Here is a 12,700-nt window from a genome sequence, read left to right as displayed (position 1 = left end):
CGGGCGACAACATCAAAATGGTTGTTACCCTGATCCACCCGATCGCGATGGACGACGGTCTGCGTTTCGCAATCCGTGAAGGCGGCCGTACCGTTGGCGCGGGCGTTGTAGCTAAAGTTCTGGGCTAATTCGTTAGCTTTGAATAAAAAAGGGCGCTTCGGCGCCCTTTTTGCTGTCCGTCGTTCAGCGAAAAAGGCGGTTATGCTGGCGATTCATAACGTGCGCTGCGGCGGATAATGAGTAAATGGTCTATTGTAATCATAACTATTCTCATTTAATATTTGTGCATAAATTGAACGGGAGTTTATATGTACGTTTGTTTGTGCAATGGCATCAGCGATAAAAAAATTCGCCAGGTTGTCCGCCAGTTTCAACCGCAATCTTTTCAGCAATTACGTAAGTTTGTTCCCGTTGGAAATCAATGCGGTAAGTGTGTTCGCGCGGCGCGGGAAGTTATGGAAGATGAATTAACCACCATGCCGGAATTCAAAGAAATCGCCTGAAGTCCACGCTTCTCTTTTGACATCCCTATAGGCCGGACTACGCTTCAATGAGTGGAAGCGGAGGGACTATATAATGAAAGGTGATGTCAAAATCATAAGTTATCTCAATAAATTATTGGGAAATGAGCTGGTCGCAATTAATCAGTACTTTCTCCATGCGAGAATGTTCAAAAACTGGGGCCTGATGCGCCTCAACGATATCGAGTACCACGAATCCATCGACGAAATGAAGCATGCCGATAAATACATCGAGCGTATTCTTTTTCTCGAAGGTATCCCTAATCTGCAGGATCTCGGCAAACTTGGCATCGGTGAAGATGTAGAAGAGATGCTGCAGTCCGATTTAAGACTGGAGCTGGAAGGGGCGCAAAATCTGCGCGAGGCGATCGCCTATGCCGACAGCGTCCATGACTACGTCAGCCGCGATATGATGATTGAGATCCTGGCGGATGAAGAAGGCCATATTGACTGGCTGGAAACCGAACTCGATCTGATCGGCAAAATCGGCCTGCAAAATTACCTGCAGTCGCAGATCAAAGTGTCAGACTAGCCAGCGTCTGACACCCACAGCAGAAACCCGCGGCCGTCAGAAATGGCCCAAACGGCAGCGGGTTGTTCCCCCTCCATTTACTGCTCCCGCCGTACCTGGCGTGCAAACCTGATACTGCCCACACCGTGCCAGCGAGCAGCGATGCTACCAGTAGCAGCTGCGGCAACAATTGCCAGCCATGCCAGGCGCCTAGGGCGGCGAGATATTTGATATCCCCATACCCCAACCCCTCATAGCCGCGGATCCCGCGATATAGCCAGTAAAGCGCAGCCAAACACAGATAGCCGCCTATCGCTCCCCAGACGGCATCATGAAGGTGGTGCGGCGCCAGACAGAGATAAAAAAGTAAACCACTCCACAGCAGGGGACAGGTGTAACGGTCGGGCAGCAGGCCGTGACGCAGGTCCTGGTGGCATAAGGCTAAGGTCAATCCGCTATAACACAGCAAGAAGGGGAGGGCGGCGAGCATGGTTAACCCCGTAATCGTCAAAGAACATCGCCTCACTATGCTTATTGACCCCCGTTTGGTGCAAAAAGGACTTTCCAGGAATGGATGGCGCCATCCGCGTTAATTTGCCGTGTTTTCGGCACGTACAATTCTCTAGCGCGAAGGCGCGCAAATCCTGGTGATGATTTTCTAAACAGCACTTGCGTAGCGCCAGAATTTGCGTATAATGCGCGGGCCTGTCAAAGTTGACGGCCGGTTCAATATGAACCCTGGTAATCGCAGTTGGGTTATCAAACAATGTCCCCAATCGGGGGACTATGTAAGAACGGTTACACTCTCCCATCAATCGTAATGGGTATGAGGAGTAATCATTTCGTCTATAAAATAATTGGAGCTCTGGTCTCATGCAGAACCAAAGAATCCGTATCCGCCTGAAAGCGTTTGATCATCGTCTGATCGATCAATCAACCGCGGAAATCGTCGAGACTGCTAAGCGCACTGGTGCGCAAGTCCGTGGTCCGATCCCGCTGCCGACCCGCAAAGAGCGCTTTACCGTTCTGATCTCCCCGCACGTCAACAAAGACGCGCGTGACCAGTACGAAATTCGCACTCACAAGCGTCTGGTTGACATCGTTGAGCCAACTGAAAAAACCGTTGATGCTCTGATGCGTCTGGATCTGGCTGCCGGTGTAGACGTGCAGATCAGCCTGGGTTAATCAGGTCATCGAGCGATTGAGAGGTTGAAACAATGATTGGTTTAGTCGGTAAAAAAGTGGGCATGACCCGCATCTTCACTGAAGATGGCGTTTCTATCCCAGTAACCGTAATCGAAGTTGAAGCAAACCGTGTTACTCAGGTTAAAGACCTGGCTAACGATGGCTACCGCGCAATCCAGGTTACCACCGGTGCTAAAAAAGCTAACCGTGTAACCAAGCCGGAAGCGGGTCACTTCGCTAAAGCTGGCGTTGAAGCTGGCCGTGGTCTGTGGGAATTCCGTCTGGCTGACGGCGAAGAATTCACCGTAGGTCAGAACATTAGCGTTGAACTGTTTGCTGACGTTAAAAAAGTTGACGTAACCGGTACCTCTAAAGGTAAAGGTTTTGCTGGTACCGTTAAGCGCTGGAACTTCCGTACCCAGGACGCTACTCACGGTAACTCCTTGTCTCACCGCGTTCCGGGTTCTATCGGTCAGAACCAGACTCCGGGCAAAGTGTTCAAAGGCAAGAAAATGGCAGGTCAGCTGGGTAATGAGCGTGTAACCGTTCAGAGCCTGGACGTAGTACGTGTTGACGCTGAGCGCAACCTGCTGCTGGTTAAAGGTGCTGTCCCGGGTGCGACCGGTAGCGACCTGATCGTTAAACCAGCTGTGAAGGCGTGAGGAGATAGCAATGGAATTAGTATTGAAAGACGCGCAGAGCGCGCTGACTGTTTCCGAAACTACCTTCGGTCGTGATTTCAACGAAGCGCTGGTTCACCAGGTTGTTGTTGCTTATGCAGCTGGTGCGCGTCAGGGCACTCGTGCTCAGAAGACTCGTGCTGAAATCACTGGCTCCGGTAAAAAACCGTGGCGCCAGAAAGGTACCGGCCGTGCGCGTTCTGGTTCTATCAAGAGCCCGATCTGGCGTTCCGGTGGCGTGACCTTTGCTGCTCGTCCGCAGGACCACAGTCAAAAAGTTAACAAGAAGATGTACCGCGGCGCGCTGAAAAGCATCCTGTCCGAACTGGTACGTCAGGATCGTCTGATCGTTGTCGAGAAGTTCTCTGTTGAAGCGCCGAAAACTAAGCTGCTGGCACAGAAACTGAAAGACATGGCTCTGGAAGATGTGCTGATCATCACCGGTGAGCTGGACGAGAACCTGTTCCTGGCCGCACGTAACCTGCACAAGGTTGACGTACGTGATGCGAACGGTATCGACCCGGTTAGCCTGATCGCCTTCGACAAAGTCGTAATGACTGCTGATGCTGTTAAGCAAGTTGAGGAGATGCTGGCATGATTCGTGAAGAACGTCTGCTGAAGGTGCTGCGCGCACCGCACGTTTCTGAAAAAGCGTCTACTGCGATGGAAAAAACAAACACCATCGTTCTCAAAGTTGCTAAAGACGCGACCAAAGCAGAAATCAAAGCTGCTGTGCAGAAACTGTTTGAAGTCGAAGTCGAAGTCGTTAACACCCTGGTTGTTAAAGGGAAAGTTAAACGTCACGGACAGCGTATCGGTCGTCGTAGCGACTGGAAAAAAGCTTACGTCACCCTGAAAGAAGGCCAGAATCTGGACTTCGTTGGCGGCGCTGAGTAAGTCGGAGGAGTAATACAATGGCAGTTGTTAAATGTAAACCGACATCTCCGGGTCGTCGCCACGTCGTTAAAGTGGTTAACCCAGAGCTGCACAAGGGCAAACCTTTTGCTCCGTTGCTGGAAAAAAACAGCAAATCCGGTGGTCGTAACAACAATGGCCGTATCACCACCCGTCATATCGGTGGTGGCCACAAGCAGGCTTACCGTATTGTTGACTTCAAACGCAACAAAGATGGTATCCCGGCAGTTGTTGAACGTCTTGAGTACGATCCGAACCGCTCCGCGAACATCGCGCTGGTTCTGTACAAAGACGGCGAGCGCCGTTACATCCTGGCCCCGAAAGGCCTGAAAGCTGGCGACCAGATTCAGTCTGGCGTTGATGCTGCAATCAAAGCAGGCAACACCCTGCCGATGCGCAATATCCCGGTTGGTTCTACCGTTCATAACGTAGAAATGAAACCAGGTAAAGGCGGTCAGCTGGCTCGTTCCGCTGGTACTTACGTTCAGATCGTTGCTCGCGACGGTGCTTATGTCACCCTGCGTCTGCGTTCTGGTGAAATGCGTAAAGTCGAAGCAGACTGCCGCGCTACTCTGGGCGAAGTTGGCAATGCTGAGCATATGCTGCGCGTTCTGGGTAAAGCAGGTGCTGCACGCTGGCGTGGTGTTCGTCCTACCGTTCGCGGTACTGCGATGAACCCAGTAGACCACCCACATGGTGGTGGTGAAGGTCGTAACTTTGGTAAGCACCCGGTATCCCCGTGGGGCCTGCAGACCAAAGGTAAGAAGACCCGCAGCAACAAGCGTACTGATAAATTCATCGTACGTCGCCGTAGCAAATAATTTTAGAGGATAAGCCATGCCACGTTCTCTCAAGAAAGGTCCTTTTATTGACCTGCACTTGCTGAAGAAGGTAGAGAAAGCGGTGGAAAGCGGAGACAAGAAGCCCCTGCGCACTTGGTCCCGTCGTTCAACGATCTTTCCTAACATGATCGGTTTGACCATCGCTGTCCATAATGGTCGTCAGCACGTTCCAGTATTTGTTTCCGACGAAATGGTCGGTCACAAACTGGGTGAATTCGCACCGACTCGTACTTATCGCGGCCACGCTGCTGATAAAAAAGCGAAGAAGAAATAAGGTAGGAGGAAGAGATGGAAACTTTAGCTCAACATCGCCATGCTCGTTCTTCTGCTCAGAAGGTTCGCCTTGTAGCTGACCTGATTCGCGGTAAGAAAGTGTCGCAGGCCCTGGATATTCTGACCTACACCAACAAAAAAGCTGCTGTACTGGTCAAGAAGGTACTGGAATCTGCCATTGCTAACGCTGAACACAACGATGGCGCTGACATTGATGATCTGAAAGTTGCGAAAATTTTCGTAGACGAAGGCCCGAGCATGAAGCGCATTATGCCGCGTGCTAAAGGTCGTGCAGATCGCATCCTGAAGCGCACCAGCCACATCACTGTGGTTGTGTCCGATCGCTGAGACTCTGGAGACTAGCAATGGGTCAGAAAGTACATCCTAATGGTATTCGCCTGGGTATTGTCAAACCATGGAACTCTACCTGGTTCGCGAACACCAAAGAATTCGCTGACAACCTGGACAGCGATTTTAAAGTACGTCAGTTCCTGACTAAAGAACTGGCTAAAGCGTCTGTATCTCGCATCGTTATCGAGCGTCCGGCTAAGAGCATCCGTGTGACCATTCACACCGCTCGCCCGGGTATCGTTATCGGTAAGAAAGGCGAAGACGTAGAAAAACTGCGCAAGGTCGTAGCGGATATCGCTGGCGTACCTGCACAGATCAATATCGCCGAAGTTCGTAAACCTGAACTGGACGCAAAACTGGTTGCTGACAGCATCACTTCTCAGCTGGAACGTCGCGTTATGTTCCGTCGTGCGATGAAGCGTGCTGTACAGAACGCAATGCGTCTGGGCGCTAAAGGTATCAAAGTTGAAGTTAGCGGCCGTCTGGGCGGCGCGGAAATCGCACGTACCGAATGGTACCGTGAAGGTCGCGTACCGCTGCACACTCTGCGTGCTGACATCGACTACAACACCTCTGAAGCGCACACCACTTACGGTGTAATCGGCGTTAAGGTATGGATCTTCAAAGGTGAGATCCTGGGTGGTATGGCTGCTGTTGAACAACCGGAACCGGCTGCTCAACCTAAAAAGCAGCAGCGTAAAGGCCGTAAATAAGGAGCGTCGCTGATGTTACAACCAAAGCGTACAAAATTCCGTAAAGTGCACAAAGGCCGCAACCGTGGTCTGGCGCAGGGTACGGATGTTAGCTTCGGCACTTTCGGTCTGAAAGCTGTTGGCCGTGGTCGTCTGACTGCACGTCAGATCGAAGCAGCACGTCGTGCTATGACCCGTGCAGTTAAGCGTCAAGGTAAGATCTGGATCCGTGTATTCCCGGACAAACCGATCACCGAGAAGCCGCTGGAAGTTCGTATGGGTAAAGGTAAAGGTAACGTGGAGTACTGGGTTGCCTTGATTCAGCCGGGTAAAGTCCTGTATGAAATGGACGGTGTACCGGAAGAGCTGGCCCGTGAAGCATTCGGCCTGGCAGCAGCGAAACTGCCGATCAAAACCACCTTTGTAACTAAGACGGTGATGTAATGAAAGCAAAAGAGCTGCGTGAAAAAAGCGTTGAAGAGCTGAACGCTGAGCTGCTGAACCTGCTGCGTGAGCAGTTCAACCTGCGCATGCAGGCTGCAAGTGGCCAGCTGCAACAGACTCATCTGCTGAAGCAAGTGCGTCGTGATGTTGCACGCGTTAAGACTTTACTGACTCAGAAGGCGGGTGCGTAATGACCGATAAAATCCGTACTCTGCAAGGTCGCGTAGTTAGCGACAAAATGGAGAAATCCATTGTTGTTGCTATCGAACGTATGGTGAAACACCCGGTTTACGGCAAATTCATCAAACGTACGACCAAACTGCACGTACATGACGAGAACAACGAATGCGGTATCGGCGACAAGGTTGAAATCCGCGAATGCCGTCCGCTGTCCAAGACTAAGTCCTGGACGCTGGTTCGCGTTGTAGAGAAAGCGGTTCTGTAATAGAGTACGCATTCTCGATACGGATAAACGGCTCAGCGATGAGCCGTTTATTTTTTCTACCCATATCTGGTTTGTGGTGTTATAATGCCGCGCCCTCGATATGGGGCTTTTTAACGACCCTAATTTTCGGGTCTCAGTAGTAGTTGACATTAGCGGAGCACTAAAATGATCCAAGAACAGACTATGCTGAACGTCGCCGACAACTCCGGTGCACGTCGCGTAATGTGTATCAAGGTTCTGGGTGGCTCGCACCGTCGCTACGCAGGCGTAGGCGACATCATCAAGATCACCATCAAAGAAGCAATTCCGCGTGGTAAGGTCAAAAAAGGTGATGTGCTGAAGGCGGTAGTGGTGCGCACCAAGAAGGGTGTTCGTCGCCCGGACGGTTCTGTCATTCGCTTCGATGGTAATGCATGCGTTATTCTGAACAATAACAGCGAGCAGCCTATCGGTACGCGTATTTTTGGGCCGGTAACTCGTGAACTTCGTACCGAGAAGTTCATGAAAATTATCTCTCTGGCACCAGAAGTACTCTAAGGAGCGAATCATGGCAGCGAAAATCCGTCGTGATGACGAAGTTATCGTGTTAACCGGTAAAGATAAAGGTAAGCGCGGTAAAGTTAAGAATGTCCTGTCTTCCGGCAAGGTCATTGTTGAAGGTATCAACCTGGTTAAGAAACACCAGAAGCCGGTTCCGGCTCTGAACCAACCAGGCGGCATCGTTGAAAAAGAAGCTGCAATTCAGGTTTCTAACGTTGCAATCTTCAATGCGGCAACCGGCAAGGCTGACCGTGTAGGCTTTAGATTCGAAGACGGCAAAAAAGTCCGTTTCTTCAAGTCTAACAGCGAAACTATCAAGTAATTTGGAGTAGTACGATGGCGAAACTGCATGATTACTACAAAGACGAAGTAGTTAAGAAACTCATGACTGAGTTTAACTACAATTCTGTCATGCAAGTCCCTCGGGTCGAGAAGATCACCCTGAACATGGGTGTTGGTGAAGCGATCGCTGACAAGAAACTGCTGGATAACGCAGCAGCTGACCTGGCAGCAATCTCCGGTCAAAAACCGCTGATCACCAAAGCACGCAAATCAGTTGCAGGCTTCAAAATCCGTCAGGGCTATCCGATCGGCTGTAAAGTAACTCTGCGTGGCGAACGCATGTGGGAGTTCTTTGAGCGCCTGATCACTATTGCTGTACCGCGTATTCGTGACTTCCGCGGCCTGTCCGCTAAGTCTTTCGACGGTCGTGGCAACTACAGCATGGGTGTCCGTGAGCAGATCATCTTCCCAGAAATCGACTACGATAAAGTCGACCGCGTTCGTGGTTTGGATATTACCATTACCACTACTGCGAAATCTGACGAAGAAGGCCGTGCTCTGCTGGCTGCCTTTGACTTCCCGTTCCGCAAGTAAGGTAGGGTTACTTAATGGCTAAGCAATCAATGAAAGCACGCGAAGTAAAGCGCGTGGCTTTAGCTGATAAATTCTTCGCTAAACGCGCTGAACTGAAAGCTATCATCTCTGATGTGAACGCAACCGACGAAGATCGTTGGAATGCCGTTCTCAAGCTGCAGACTCTGCCGCGTGATTCCAGCCCGTCTCGTCAGCGTAACCGCTGCCGTCAAACAGGTCGTCCGCATGGTTTCCTGCGGAAGTTCGGGTTGAGCCGTATTAAGGTCCGTGAAGCCGCTATGCGCGGTGAAATCCCGGGTCTGAAAAAGGCTAGCTGGTAATTGTCACCAATTGAATCACGGGAGTAAAGACAGATGAGCATGCAAGATCCGATCGCGGATATGCTGACCCGTATCCGTAACGGTCAGGCCGCGAACAAAGCTGCGGTCACCATGCCTTCCTCCAAGCTGAAAGTGGCAATCGCCAACGTGCTGAAGGAAGAAGGTTTTATCGAAGATTTTAAAGTTGAAGGCGACACCAAGCCGGAACTGGAACTGACTCTTAAGTATTTCCAGGGTAAAGCTGTTGTAGAAAGCATTCAGCGTGTCAGCCGCCCAGGTCTGCGCATCTATAAGAAAAAAGATGAGCTGCCGAAAGTTATGGCCGGTCTGGGTATCGCAGTTGTTTCTACCTCTAAAGGTGTTATGACTGATCGTGCAGCGCGCCAGGCTGGTCTTGGTGGCGAAATTATCTGCTACGTAGCCTAATCGGAGGAAAAAATGTCTCGTGTTGCTAAAGCACCGGTCGTTGTTCCTGCCGGCGTTGATGTAAAAATCAACGGTCAGGTTATTACGATCAAAGGTAAAAACGGCGAGCTGACTCGTACTCTCAACGATGCTGTTGAAGTTAAACATGCAGATAATGCACTGACCTTCGGTCCGCGTGATGGTTACGCAGACGGTTGGGCTCAGGCTGGTACCGCGCGTGCCCTGCTGAACTCAATGGTTATCGGTGTTACCGAAGGCTTCACTAAGAAGCTGCAGCTGGTTGGTGTAGGTTATCGTGCAGCGGTCAAAGGGAATGTAGTAAACCTGGCTTTAGGTTTCTCTCACCCGGTTGATCATCAGCTGCCTGCGGGTATCACTGCAGAATGTCCGACTCAGACTGAAATCGTGCTGAAAGGCGCTGATAAGCAGGTGATCGGCCAGGTTGCAGCAGATCTGCGCGCCTACCGTCGTCCTGAGCCTTACAAAGGCAAGGGTGTTCGTTACGCCGACGAAGTCGTGCGTACCAAAGAGGCTAAGAAGAAGTAAGGTAACACTATGGATAAGAAATCTGCTCGTATCCGTCGTGCGACCCGCGCACGCCGCAAGCTCCAGGAGCTGGGCGCAACTCGCCTGGTGGTACATCGTACCCCGCGTCACATTTACGCACAGGTAATTGCACCGAATGGTTCTGAAGTTCTGGTAGCTGCTTCTACTGTAGAAAAAGCTATCGCTGAACAACTGAAGTACACCGGTAACAAAGACGCTGCTGCAGCTGTGGGTAAAGCTGTCGCTGAACGCGCTCTGGAAAAAGGCATCAAAGATGTTTCCTTTGACCGTTCCGGGTTCCAATATCATGGTCGTGTCCAGGCACTGGCAGATGCTGCCCGTGAAGCTGGCCTTCAGTTCTAAGGTAGAGGTGTAAGATGGCTCACATCGAAAAACAAGCTGGCGAACTGCAGGAAAAGCTGATCGCGGTAAACCGCGTATCTAAAACCGTTAAAGGTGGTCGTATTTTCTCCTTCACAGCTCTGACTGTAGTAGGCGATGGTAACGGTCGCGTTGGTTTTGGTTACGGTAAAGCGCGTGAAGTTCCAGCAGCGATCCAGAAAGCGATGGAAAAAGCCCGTCGCAATATGATTAACGTCGCGCTGAACCACGGCACCCTGCAGCACCCGGTTAAGGGTACTCACACGGGTTCTCGTGTATTCATGCAGCCGGCTTCCGAAGGTACCGGTATCATCGCCGGTGGTGCAATGCGCGCCGTTCTGGAAGTCGCTGGGGTTCGTAACGTTCTGGCTAAAGCGTATGGTTCCACCAACCCGATTAACGTGGTTCGTGCAACTATCGACGGTCTGGAAAACATGAAGTCCCCGGATATGGTCGCTGCCAAGCGTGGTAAATCCGTTGAAGAAATTCTGGGGAAATAAACCATGGCAAAGACTATTAAAATTACTCAAACCCGCAGTGCAATCGGTCGTCTGCCGAAACACAAGGCAACGCTGCTTGGCCTGGGTCTGCGTCGTATTGGTCACACCGTAGAGCGCGAGGATACTCCTGCTGTTCGTGGTATGGTCAACGCGGTTTCCTTCATGGTTAAAGTTGAGGAGTAAGAGATGCGTTTAAATACTCTGTCTCCGGCCGAAGGCTCCAAAAAGGCGGGTAAACGCCTGGGTCGTGGTATCGGTTCTGGCCTCGGTAAAACCGGTGGTCGTGGTCACAAAGGTCAGAAATCTCGTTCTGGCGGTGGCGTACGTCGCGGTTTCGAAGGTGGTCAGATGCCTCTGTACCGTCGTCTGCCGAAATTCGGCTTCACTTCTCGTAAAGCGATGATCACCGCAGAGATCCGTCTCTCCGATCTGGCTCACGTAGAAGGCGATGTAGTAGACCTGAACGCGCTGAAAGCGGCTAACATTATCGGTGTCCAGATCGAGTTCGCGAAAGTGATCCTGTCTGGTGAGGTAACTCGTCCGGTAACTGTTCGTGGCCTGCGTGTGACTAAAGGTGCTCGTGCTGCTATCGAAGCTGCTGGCGGTAAAATTGAGGAATAAGTAGCAGATGGCTAAACAACCGGGATTAGATTTTCAAAGTGCCAAAGGTGGCCTTGGCGAACTGAAACGCAGACTTCTGTTTGTGGTCGGTGCGCTGATAGTGTTCCGTATTGGCTCTTTTATTCCGATCCCTGGTATTGATGCCGCTGTACTTGCCAAACTGCTTGAGCAACAGCGAGGCACCATCATTGAAATGTTCAACATGTTCTCTGGTGGTGCTCTCAGCCGTGCTTCTATCTTTGCACTGGGGATTATGCCGTACATTTCGGCATCAATCATCGTGCAGCTGCTGACGGTGGTTTATCAACCGCTGGCAGAACTGAAGAAAGAAGGGGAGTCTGGTCGTCGTAAGATCAGCCAGTACACCCGCTACGGTACTCTGGTGCTGGCGATATTCCAGTCGATCGGTATTGCTACCGGTCTGCCGAATATGCCTGGTATGCAGGGCCTGGTGATTAATCCAGGCTTTGCATTCTATTTCACCGCTGTTGTCAGTCTGGTCACAGGGACTATGTTCCTGATGTGGCTCGGCGAACAGATCACTGAACGCGGTATCGGTAACGGTATCTCGATCATTATCTTCGCCGGTATCGTTGCGGGACTCCCGCCGGCCATCGCCCATACTATCGAGCAAGCGCGTCAAGGCGACCTGCACTTCCTCCTGTTGCTGTTGGTTGCAGTATTAGTATTTGCAGTGACCTTCTTTGTTGTATTCGTTGAACGTGGTCAACGCCGCATTGTGGTAAACTACGCGAAACGTCAACAGGGTCGTCGTGTCTATGCTGCACAGAGCACACATTTACCGCTGAAAGTGAATATGGCGGGGGTAATCCCGGCAATCTTCGCTTCCAGTATTATACTGTTCCCGGCAACCATCACGTCATGGTTCGGGGGTGGTACTGGTTGGAACTGGCTGACAACAATTTCGCTGTATTTGCAGCCTGGGCAACCGCTTTATGTGTTACTCTATGCGTCTGCAATCATCTTCTTCTGTTTCTTCTACACGGCGTTGGTTTTCAACCCGCGTGAAACAGCAGATAACCTGAAGAAGTCCGGTGCATTTGTACCAGGAATTCGTCCGGGAGAGCAAACGGCGAAGTATATCGATAAAGTGATGACTCGCCTGACTCTGGTTGGTGCGTTGTACATTACTTTTATCTGCCTGATCCCGGAGTTCATGCGTGACGCGATGAAAGTGCCGTTCTACTTCGGTGGGACCTCGCTGCTTATCGTTGTTGTCGTGATTATGGACTTTATGGCTCAAGTGCAAACTCTGATGATGTCCAGTCAGTATGAGTCTGCATTGAAGAAGGCGAACCTGAAAGGCTACGGCCGCTAAAACTGGTCGCCCGAGAAGTTACGGAGAGTAAAAATGAAAGTTCGTGCTTCCGTCAAGAAATTATGCCGTAACTGCAAAATCGTTAAGCGTGATGGCGTCATCCGTGTGATTTGCAGTGCCGAGCCGAAGCATAAACAGCGCCAAGGCTGATTTTTTCGCATATTTTTCTTGCAAAGTTGGATTGAGCTGGCTAGATTAGCCAGCCAATCTTTTGTATGTCTGTACGTTTCCATTTGAGTATCCTGAAAACGGGCTTTTCAGCATGGTGCGTACATATTAAATAGTAGGAGTG

General features: G+C 51.0%; 26 protein-coding genes and 1 pseudogene. 26 read left to right on the top strand and 1 reads right to left on the bottom strand.

The annotated features are described in order from the left end of the window. The 3 genes and pseudogenes from tuf to bfr form a co-directional block, all read left to right on the top strand. Positions 1-128, top strand: a pseudogene (gene tuf / locus ABLV76_RS08135) (elongation factor Tu); the annotation flags it as partial. A gap of 180 nt (positions 129-308) precedes the next feature. Continuing rightward, entirely contained in the window at positions 309-503 is a 195-nt protein-coding gene (bfd, locus tag ABLV76_RS08130) for a bacterioferritin-associated ferredoxin (RefSeq protein ID WP_017900608.1), read from the top strand. A 73-nt stretch (positions 504-576) separates the two neighbouring features. After that, entirely contained in the window at positions 577-1,053 is a 477-nt protein-coding gene (gene bfr / locus ABLV76_RS08125) for a bacterioferritin (RefSeq protein WP_004206792.1), read from the top strand. Here bfr and ABLV76_RS08120 read toward each other — a convergent pair. Further along, a complete protein-coding gene (locus ABLV76_RS08120; protein ID WP_048295653.1) occupies positions 1,037-1,522 on the bottom strand; it encodes an A24 family peptidase in 486 nt (161 codons plus the stop codon). The two genes, bfr and ABLV76_RS08120, sit on opposite strands and share 17 nt — an antisense overlap. A gap of 383 nt (positions 1,523-1,905) precedes the next feature. On the opposite strand from ABLV76_RS08120, the gene rpsJ reads away from it, so the two are divergent. From rpsJ to rpmJ, 23 genes are all read left to right on the top strand, one after another. Further along, the gene (gene rpsJ, locus ABLV76_RS08115; protein WP_001181005.1) at positions 1,906-2,217 is read left to right on the top strand and encodes a 30S ribosomal protein S10; all 312 of its coding nucleotides are present in this window, start codon (positions 1,906-1,908) and stop codon (positions 2,215-2,217) included. 32 nt (positions 2,218-2,249) lie between these two features. Continuing rightward, on the top strand, positions 2,250-2,879 hold the full coding sequence (rplC, locus tag ABLV76_RS08110) for a 50S ribosomal protein L3 (RefSeq protein WP_002919796.1): 630 nt from the start codon (positions 2,250-2,252) through the stop codon (positions 2,877-2,879). Between the two features lie 10 nt (positions 2,880-2,889). Beyond that, complete coding sequence (gene rplD, locus ABLV76_RS08105) at positions 2,890-3,495, top strand: 50S ribosomal protein L4 (protein ID WP_002919794.1); 606 nt, start codon at positions 2,890-2,892, stop codon at positions 3,493-3,495. Beyond that, on the top strand, positions 3,492-3,794 hold the full coding sequence (gene rplW, locus ABLV76_RS08100; protein WP_000617546.1) for a 50S ribosomal protein L23: 303 nt from the start codon (positions 3,492-3,494) through the stop codon (positions 3,792-3,794). The genes rplD and rplW overlap by 4 nt, the downstream gene beginning before the upstream one ends. Positions 3,795-3,811: 17 nt before the next feature. After that, positions 3,812-4,633 (top strand): 50S ribosomal protein L2, encoded by an 822-nt coding sequence (gene rplB / locus ABLV76_RS08095; RefSeq protein ID WP_002919786.1) that lies wholly within the window; start codon positions 3,812-3,814, stop codon positions 4,631-4,633. 16 nt (positions 4,634-4,649) lie between these two features. Further along, a complete protein-coding gene (rpsS, locus tag ABLV76_RS08090; protein WP_001138115.1) occupies positions 4,650-4,928 on the top strand; it encodes a 30S ribosomal protein S19 in 279 nt (92 codons plus the stop codon). 14 nt (positions 4,929-4,942) lie between these two features. Further along, on the top strand, positions 4,943-5,275 hold the full coding sequence (gene rplV, locus ABLV76_RS08085; RefSeq protein WP_002919773.1) for a 50S ribosomal protein L22: 333 nt from the start codon (positions 4,943-4,945) through the stop codon (positions 5,273-5,275). A 17-nt stretch (positions 5,276-5,292) separates the two neighbouring features. Beyond that, positions 5,293-5,991, top strand: a complete 699-nt coding sequence (gene rpsC, locus ABLV76_RS08080) for a 30S ribosomal protein S3 (protein ID WP_002919766.1) — start codon at positions 5,293-5,295, stop codon at positions 5,989-5,991. 12 nt (positions 5,992-6,003) lie between these two features. Beyond that, on the top strand, positions 6,004-6,414 hold the full coding sequence (gene rplP, locus ABLV76_RS08075) for a 50S ribosomal protein L16 (RefSeq protein ID WP_002919759.1): 411 nt from the start codon (positions 6,004-6,006) through the stop codon (positions 6,412-6,414). Continuing rightward, on the top strand, positions 6,414-6,605 hold the full coding sequence (gene rpmC, locus ABLV76_RS08070) for a 50S ribosomal protein L29 (RefSeq protein WP_002919754.1): 192 nt from the start codon (positions 6,414-6,416) through the stop codon (positions 6,603-6,605). Before rplP ends, rpmC begins: the two co-directional genes overlap by 1 nt. Next, positions 6,605-6,859 (top strand): 30S ribosomal protein S17, encoded by a 255-nt coding sequence (rpsQ, locus tag ABLV76_RS08065; RefSeq protein ID WP_002919751.1) that lies wholly within the window; start codon positions 6,605-6,607, stop codon positions 6,857-6,859. The genes rpmC and rpsQ overlap by 1 nt, the downstream gene beginning before the upstream one ends. A 165-nt stretch (positions 6,860-7,024) precedes the next feature. Further along, positions 7,025-7,396, top strand: a complete 372-nt coding sequence (gene rplN, locus ABLV76_RS08060) for a 50S ribosomal protein L14 (protein WP_002919748.1) — start codon at positions 7,025-7,027, stop codon at positions 7,394-7,396. Between the two features lie 10 nt (positions 7,397-7,406). Continuing rightward, positions 7,407-7,721: a 50S ribosomal protein L24 gene (rplX, locus tag ABLV76_RS08055; protein WP_000729185.1), complete on the top strand. Its 315-nt coding sequence runs from the start codon at positions 7,407-7,409 to the stop codon at positions 7,719-7,721. Between the two features lie 14 nt (positions 7,722-7,735). Next, positions 7,736-8,275, top strand: coding sequence for a 50S ribosomal protein L5 (gene rplE / locus ABLV76_RS08050; protein WP_001096200.1), 540 nt, complete (start codon positions 7,736-7,738; stop codon positions 8,273-8,275). 14 nt (positions 8,276-8,289) lie between these two features. Next, on the top strand, positions 8,290-8,595 hold the full coding sequence (rpsN, locus tag ABLV76_RS08045; RefSeq protein WP_002919667.1) for a 30S ribosomal protein S14: 306 nt from the start codon (positions 8,290-8,292) through the stop codon (positions 8,593-8,595). 33 nt (positions 8,596-8,628) lie between these two features. Further along, on the top strand, positions 8,629-9,021 hold the full coding sequence (rpsH, locus tag ABLV76_RS08040) for a 30S ribosomal protein S8 (protein ID WP_002919665.1): 393 nt from the start codon (positions 8,629-8,631) through the stop codon (positions 9,019-9,021). Positions 9,022-9,033: 12 nt separating this feature from the next. Then, on the top strand, positions 9,034-9,567 hold the full coding sequence (gene rplF / locus ABLV76_RS08035; protein ID WP_002919662.1) for a 50S ribosomal protein L6: 534 nt from the start codon (positions 9,034-9,036) through the stop codon (positions 9,565-9,567). Between the two features lie 9 nt (positions 9,568-9,576). Continuing rightward, positions 9,577-9,930 (top strand): 50S ribosomal protein L18, encoded by a 354-nt coding sequence (rplR, locus tag ABLV76_RS08030; RefSeq protein ID WP_000358960.1) that lies wholly within the window; start codon positions 9,577-9,579, stop codon positions 9,928-9,930. Between the two features lie 14 nt (positions 9,931-9,944). After that, positions 9,945-10,448, top strand: a complete 504-nt coding sequence (rpsE, locus tag ABLV76_RS08025) for a 30S ribosomal protein S5 (RefSeq protein WP_002919545.1) — start codon at positions 9,945-9,947, stop codon at positions 10,446-10,448. Between the two features lie 3 nt (positions 10,449-10,451). After that, complete coding sequence (gene rpmD, locus ABLV76_RS08020; protein ID WP_001140434.1) at positions 10,452-10,631, top strand: 50S ribosomal protein L30; 180 nt, start codon at positions 10,452-10,454, stop codon at positions 10,629-10,631. A gap of 3 nt (positions 10,632-10,634) precedes the next feature. Next, entirely contained in the window at positions 10,635-11,069 is a 435-nt protein-coding gene (gene rplO / locus ABLV76_RS08015) for a 50S ribosomal protein L15 (RefSeq protein ID WP_002919516.1), read from the top strand. A gap of 7 nt (positions 11,070-11,076) precedes the next feature. Further along, entirely contained in the window at positions 11,077-12,408 is a 1,332-nt protein-coding gene (gene secY / locus ABLV76_RS08010) for a preprotein translocase subunit SecY (RefSeq protein WP_002919515.1), read from the top strand. A 33-nt stretch (positions 12,409-12,441) separates the two neighbouring features. Continuing rightward, positions 12,442-12,558: a 50S ribosomal protein L36 gene (gene rpmJ / locus ABLV76_RS08005; protein WP_000868187.1), complete on the top strand. Its 117-nt coding sequence runs from the start codon at positions 12,442-12,444 to the stop codon at positions 12,556-12,558. Positions 12,559-12,700 lie beyond the last annotated feature (142 nt).

Source organism: Klebsiella sp. GB_Kp047 (assembly GCF_040065235.1).
GTDB classification, from domain to species: Bacteria; Pseudomonadota; Gammaproteobacteria; order Enterobacterales; family Enterobacteriaceae; genus Klebsiella; species Klebsiella quasipneumoniae.
Note: the sequence above shows the minus strand (reverse complement) of the source record. Positions and strands in the feature narration are given on the sequence as shown.

What these genes read in the sequence shown, in the direction of transcription:
- rpsE (WP_002919545.1), top strand. Translation starts at nt 9,945, where the DNA reads ATGGCTCACATCGAAAAACAAGCTGGCGAACTGCAGGAAAAGCTGATC.
- rplO (WP_002919516.1), top strand. Translation starts at nt 10,635, where the DNA reads ATGCGTTTAAATACTCTGTCTCCGGCCGAAGGCTCCAAAAAGGCGGGT.
- rpmJ (WP_000868187.1), top strand. Translation starts at nt 12,442, where the DNA reads ATGAAAGTTCGTGCTTCCGTCAAGAAATTATGCCGTAACTGCAAAATC.
- rplX (WP_000729185.1), top strand. Translation starts at nt 7,407, where the DNA reads ATGGCAGCGAAAATCCGTCGTGATGACGAAGTTATCGTGTTAACCGGT.
- bfr (WP_004206792.1), top strand. Translation starts at nt 577, where the DNA reads ATGAAAGGTGATGTCAAAATCATAAGTTATCTCAATAAATTATTGGGA.
- ABLV76_RS08120 (WP_048295653.1), bottom strand. Translation starts at nt 1,522, where the DNA reads ATGCTCGCCGCCCTCCCCTTCTTGCTGTGTTATAGCGGATTGACCTTA.
- rpsN (WP_002919667.1), top strand. Translation starts at nt 8,290, where the DNA reads ATGGCTAAGCAATCAATGAAAGCACGCGAAGTAAAGCGCGTGGCTTTA.
- rplC (WP_002919796.1), top strand. Translation starts at nt 2,250, where the DNA reads ATGATTGGTTTAGTCGGTAAAAAAGTGGGCATGACCCGCATCTTCACT.
- rpmC (WP_002919754.1), top strand. Translation starts at nt 6,414, where the DNA reads ATGAAAGCAAAAGAGCTGCGTGAAAAAAGCGTTGAAGAGCTGAACGCT.
- rplV (WP_002919773.1), top strand. Translation starts at nt 4,943, where the DNA reads ATGGAAACTTTAGCTCAACATCGCCATGCTCGTTCTTCTGCTCAGAAG.
- rpsC (WP_002919766.1), top strand. Translation starts at nt 5,293, where the DNA reads ATGGGTCAGAAAGTACATCCTAATGGTATTCGCCTGGGTATTGTCAAA.
- rplN (WP_002919748.1), top strand. Translation starts at nt 7,025, where the DNA reads ATGATCCAAGAACAGACTATGCTGAACGTCGCCGACAACTCCGGTGCA.
- rpsS (WP_001138115.1), top strand. Translation starts at nt 4,650, where the DNA reads ATGCCACGTTCTCTCAAGAAAGGTCCTTTTATTGACCTGCACTTGCTG.
- rplD (WP_002919794.1), top strand. Translation starts at nt 2,890, where the DNA reads ATGGAATTAGTATTGAAAGACGCGCAGAGCGCGCTGACTGTTTCCGAA.
- rplR (WP_000358960.1), top strand. Translation starts at nt 9,577, where the DNA reads ATGGATAAGAAATCTGCTCGTATCCGTCGTGCGACCCGCGCACGCCGC.
- rplE (WP_001096200.1), top strand. Translation starts at nt 7,736, where the DNA reads ATGGCGAAACTGCATGATTACTACAAAGACGAAGTAGTTAAGAAACTC.
- rpsJ (WP_001181005.1), top strand. Translation starts at nt 1,906, where the DNA reads ATGCAGAACCAAAGAATCCGTATCCGCCTGAAAGCGTTTGATCATCGT.
- rplB (WP_002919786.1), top strand. Translation starts at nt 3,812, where the DNA reads ATGGCAGTTGTTAAATGTAAACCGACATCTCCGGGTCGTCGCCACGTC.
- rpsH (WP_002919665.1), top strand. Translation starts at nt 8,629, where the DNA reads ATGAGCATGCAAGATCCGATCGCGGATATGCTGACCCGTATCCGTAAC.
- bfd (WP_017900608.1), top strand. Translation starts at nt 309, where the DNA reads ATGTACGTTTGTTTGTGCAATGGCATCAGCGATAAAAAAATTCGCCAG.
- rplW (WP_000617546.1), top strand. Translation starts at nt 3,492, where the DNA reads ATGATTCGTGAAGAACGTCTGCTGAAGGTGCTGCGCGCACCGCACGTT.
- rpmD (WP_001140434.1), top strand. Translation starts at nt 10,452, where the DNA reads ATGGCAAAGACTATTAAAATTACTCAAACCCGCAGTGCAATCGGTCGT.
- secY (WP_002919515.1), top strand. Translation starts at nt 11,077, where the DNA reads ATGGCTAAACAACCGGGATTAGATTTTCAAAGTGCCAAAGGTGGCCTT.
- rplP (WP_002919759.1), top strand. Translation starts at nt 6,004, where the DNA reads ATGTTACAACCAAAGCGTACAAAATTCCGTAAAGTGCACAAAGGCCGC.
- rplF (WP_002919662.1), top strand. Translation starts at nt 9,034, where the DNA reads ATGTCTCGTGTTGCTAAAGCACCGGTCGTTGTTCCTGCCGGCGTTGAT.
- rpsQ (WP_002919751.1), top strand. Translation starts at nt 6,605, where the DNA reads ATGACCGATAAAATCCGTACTCTGCAAGGTCGCGTAGTTAGCGACAAA.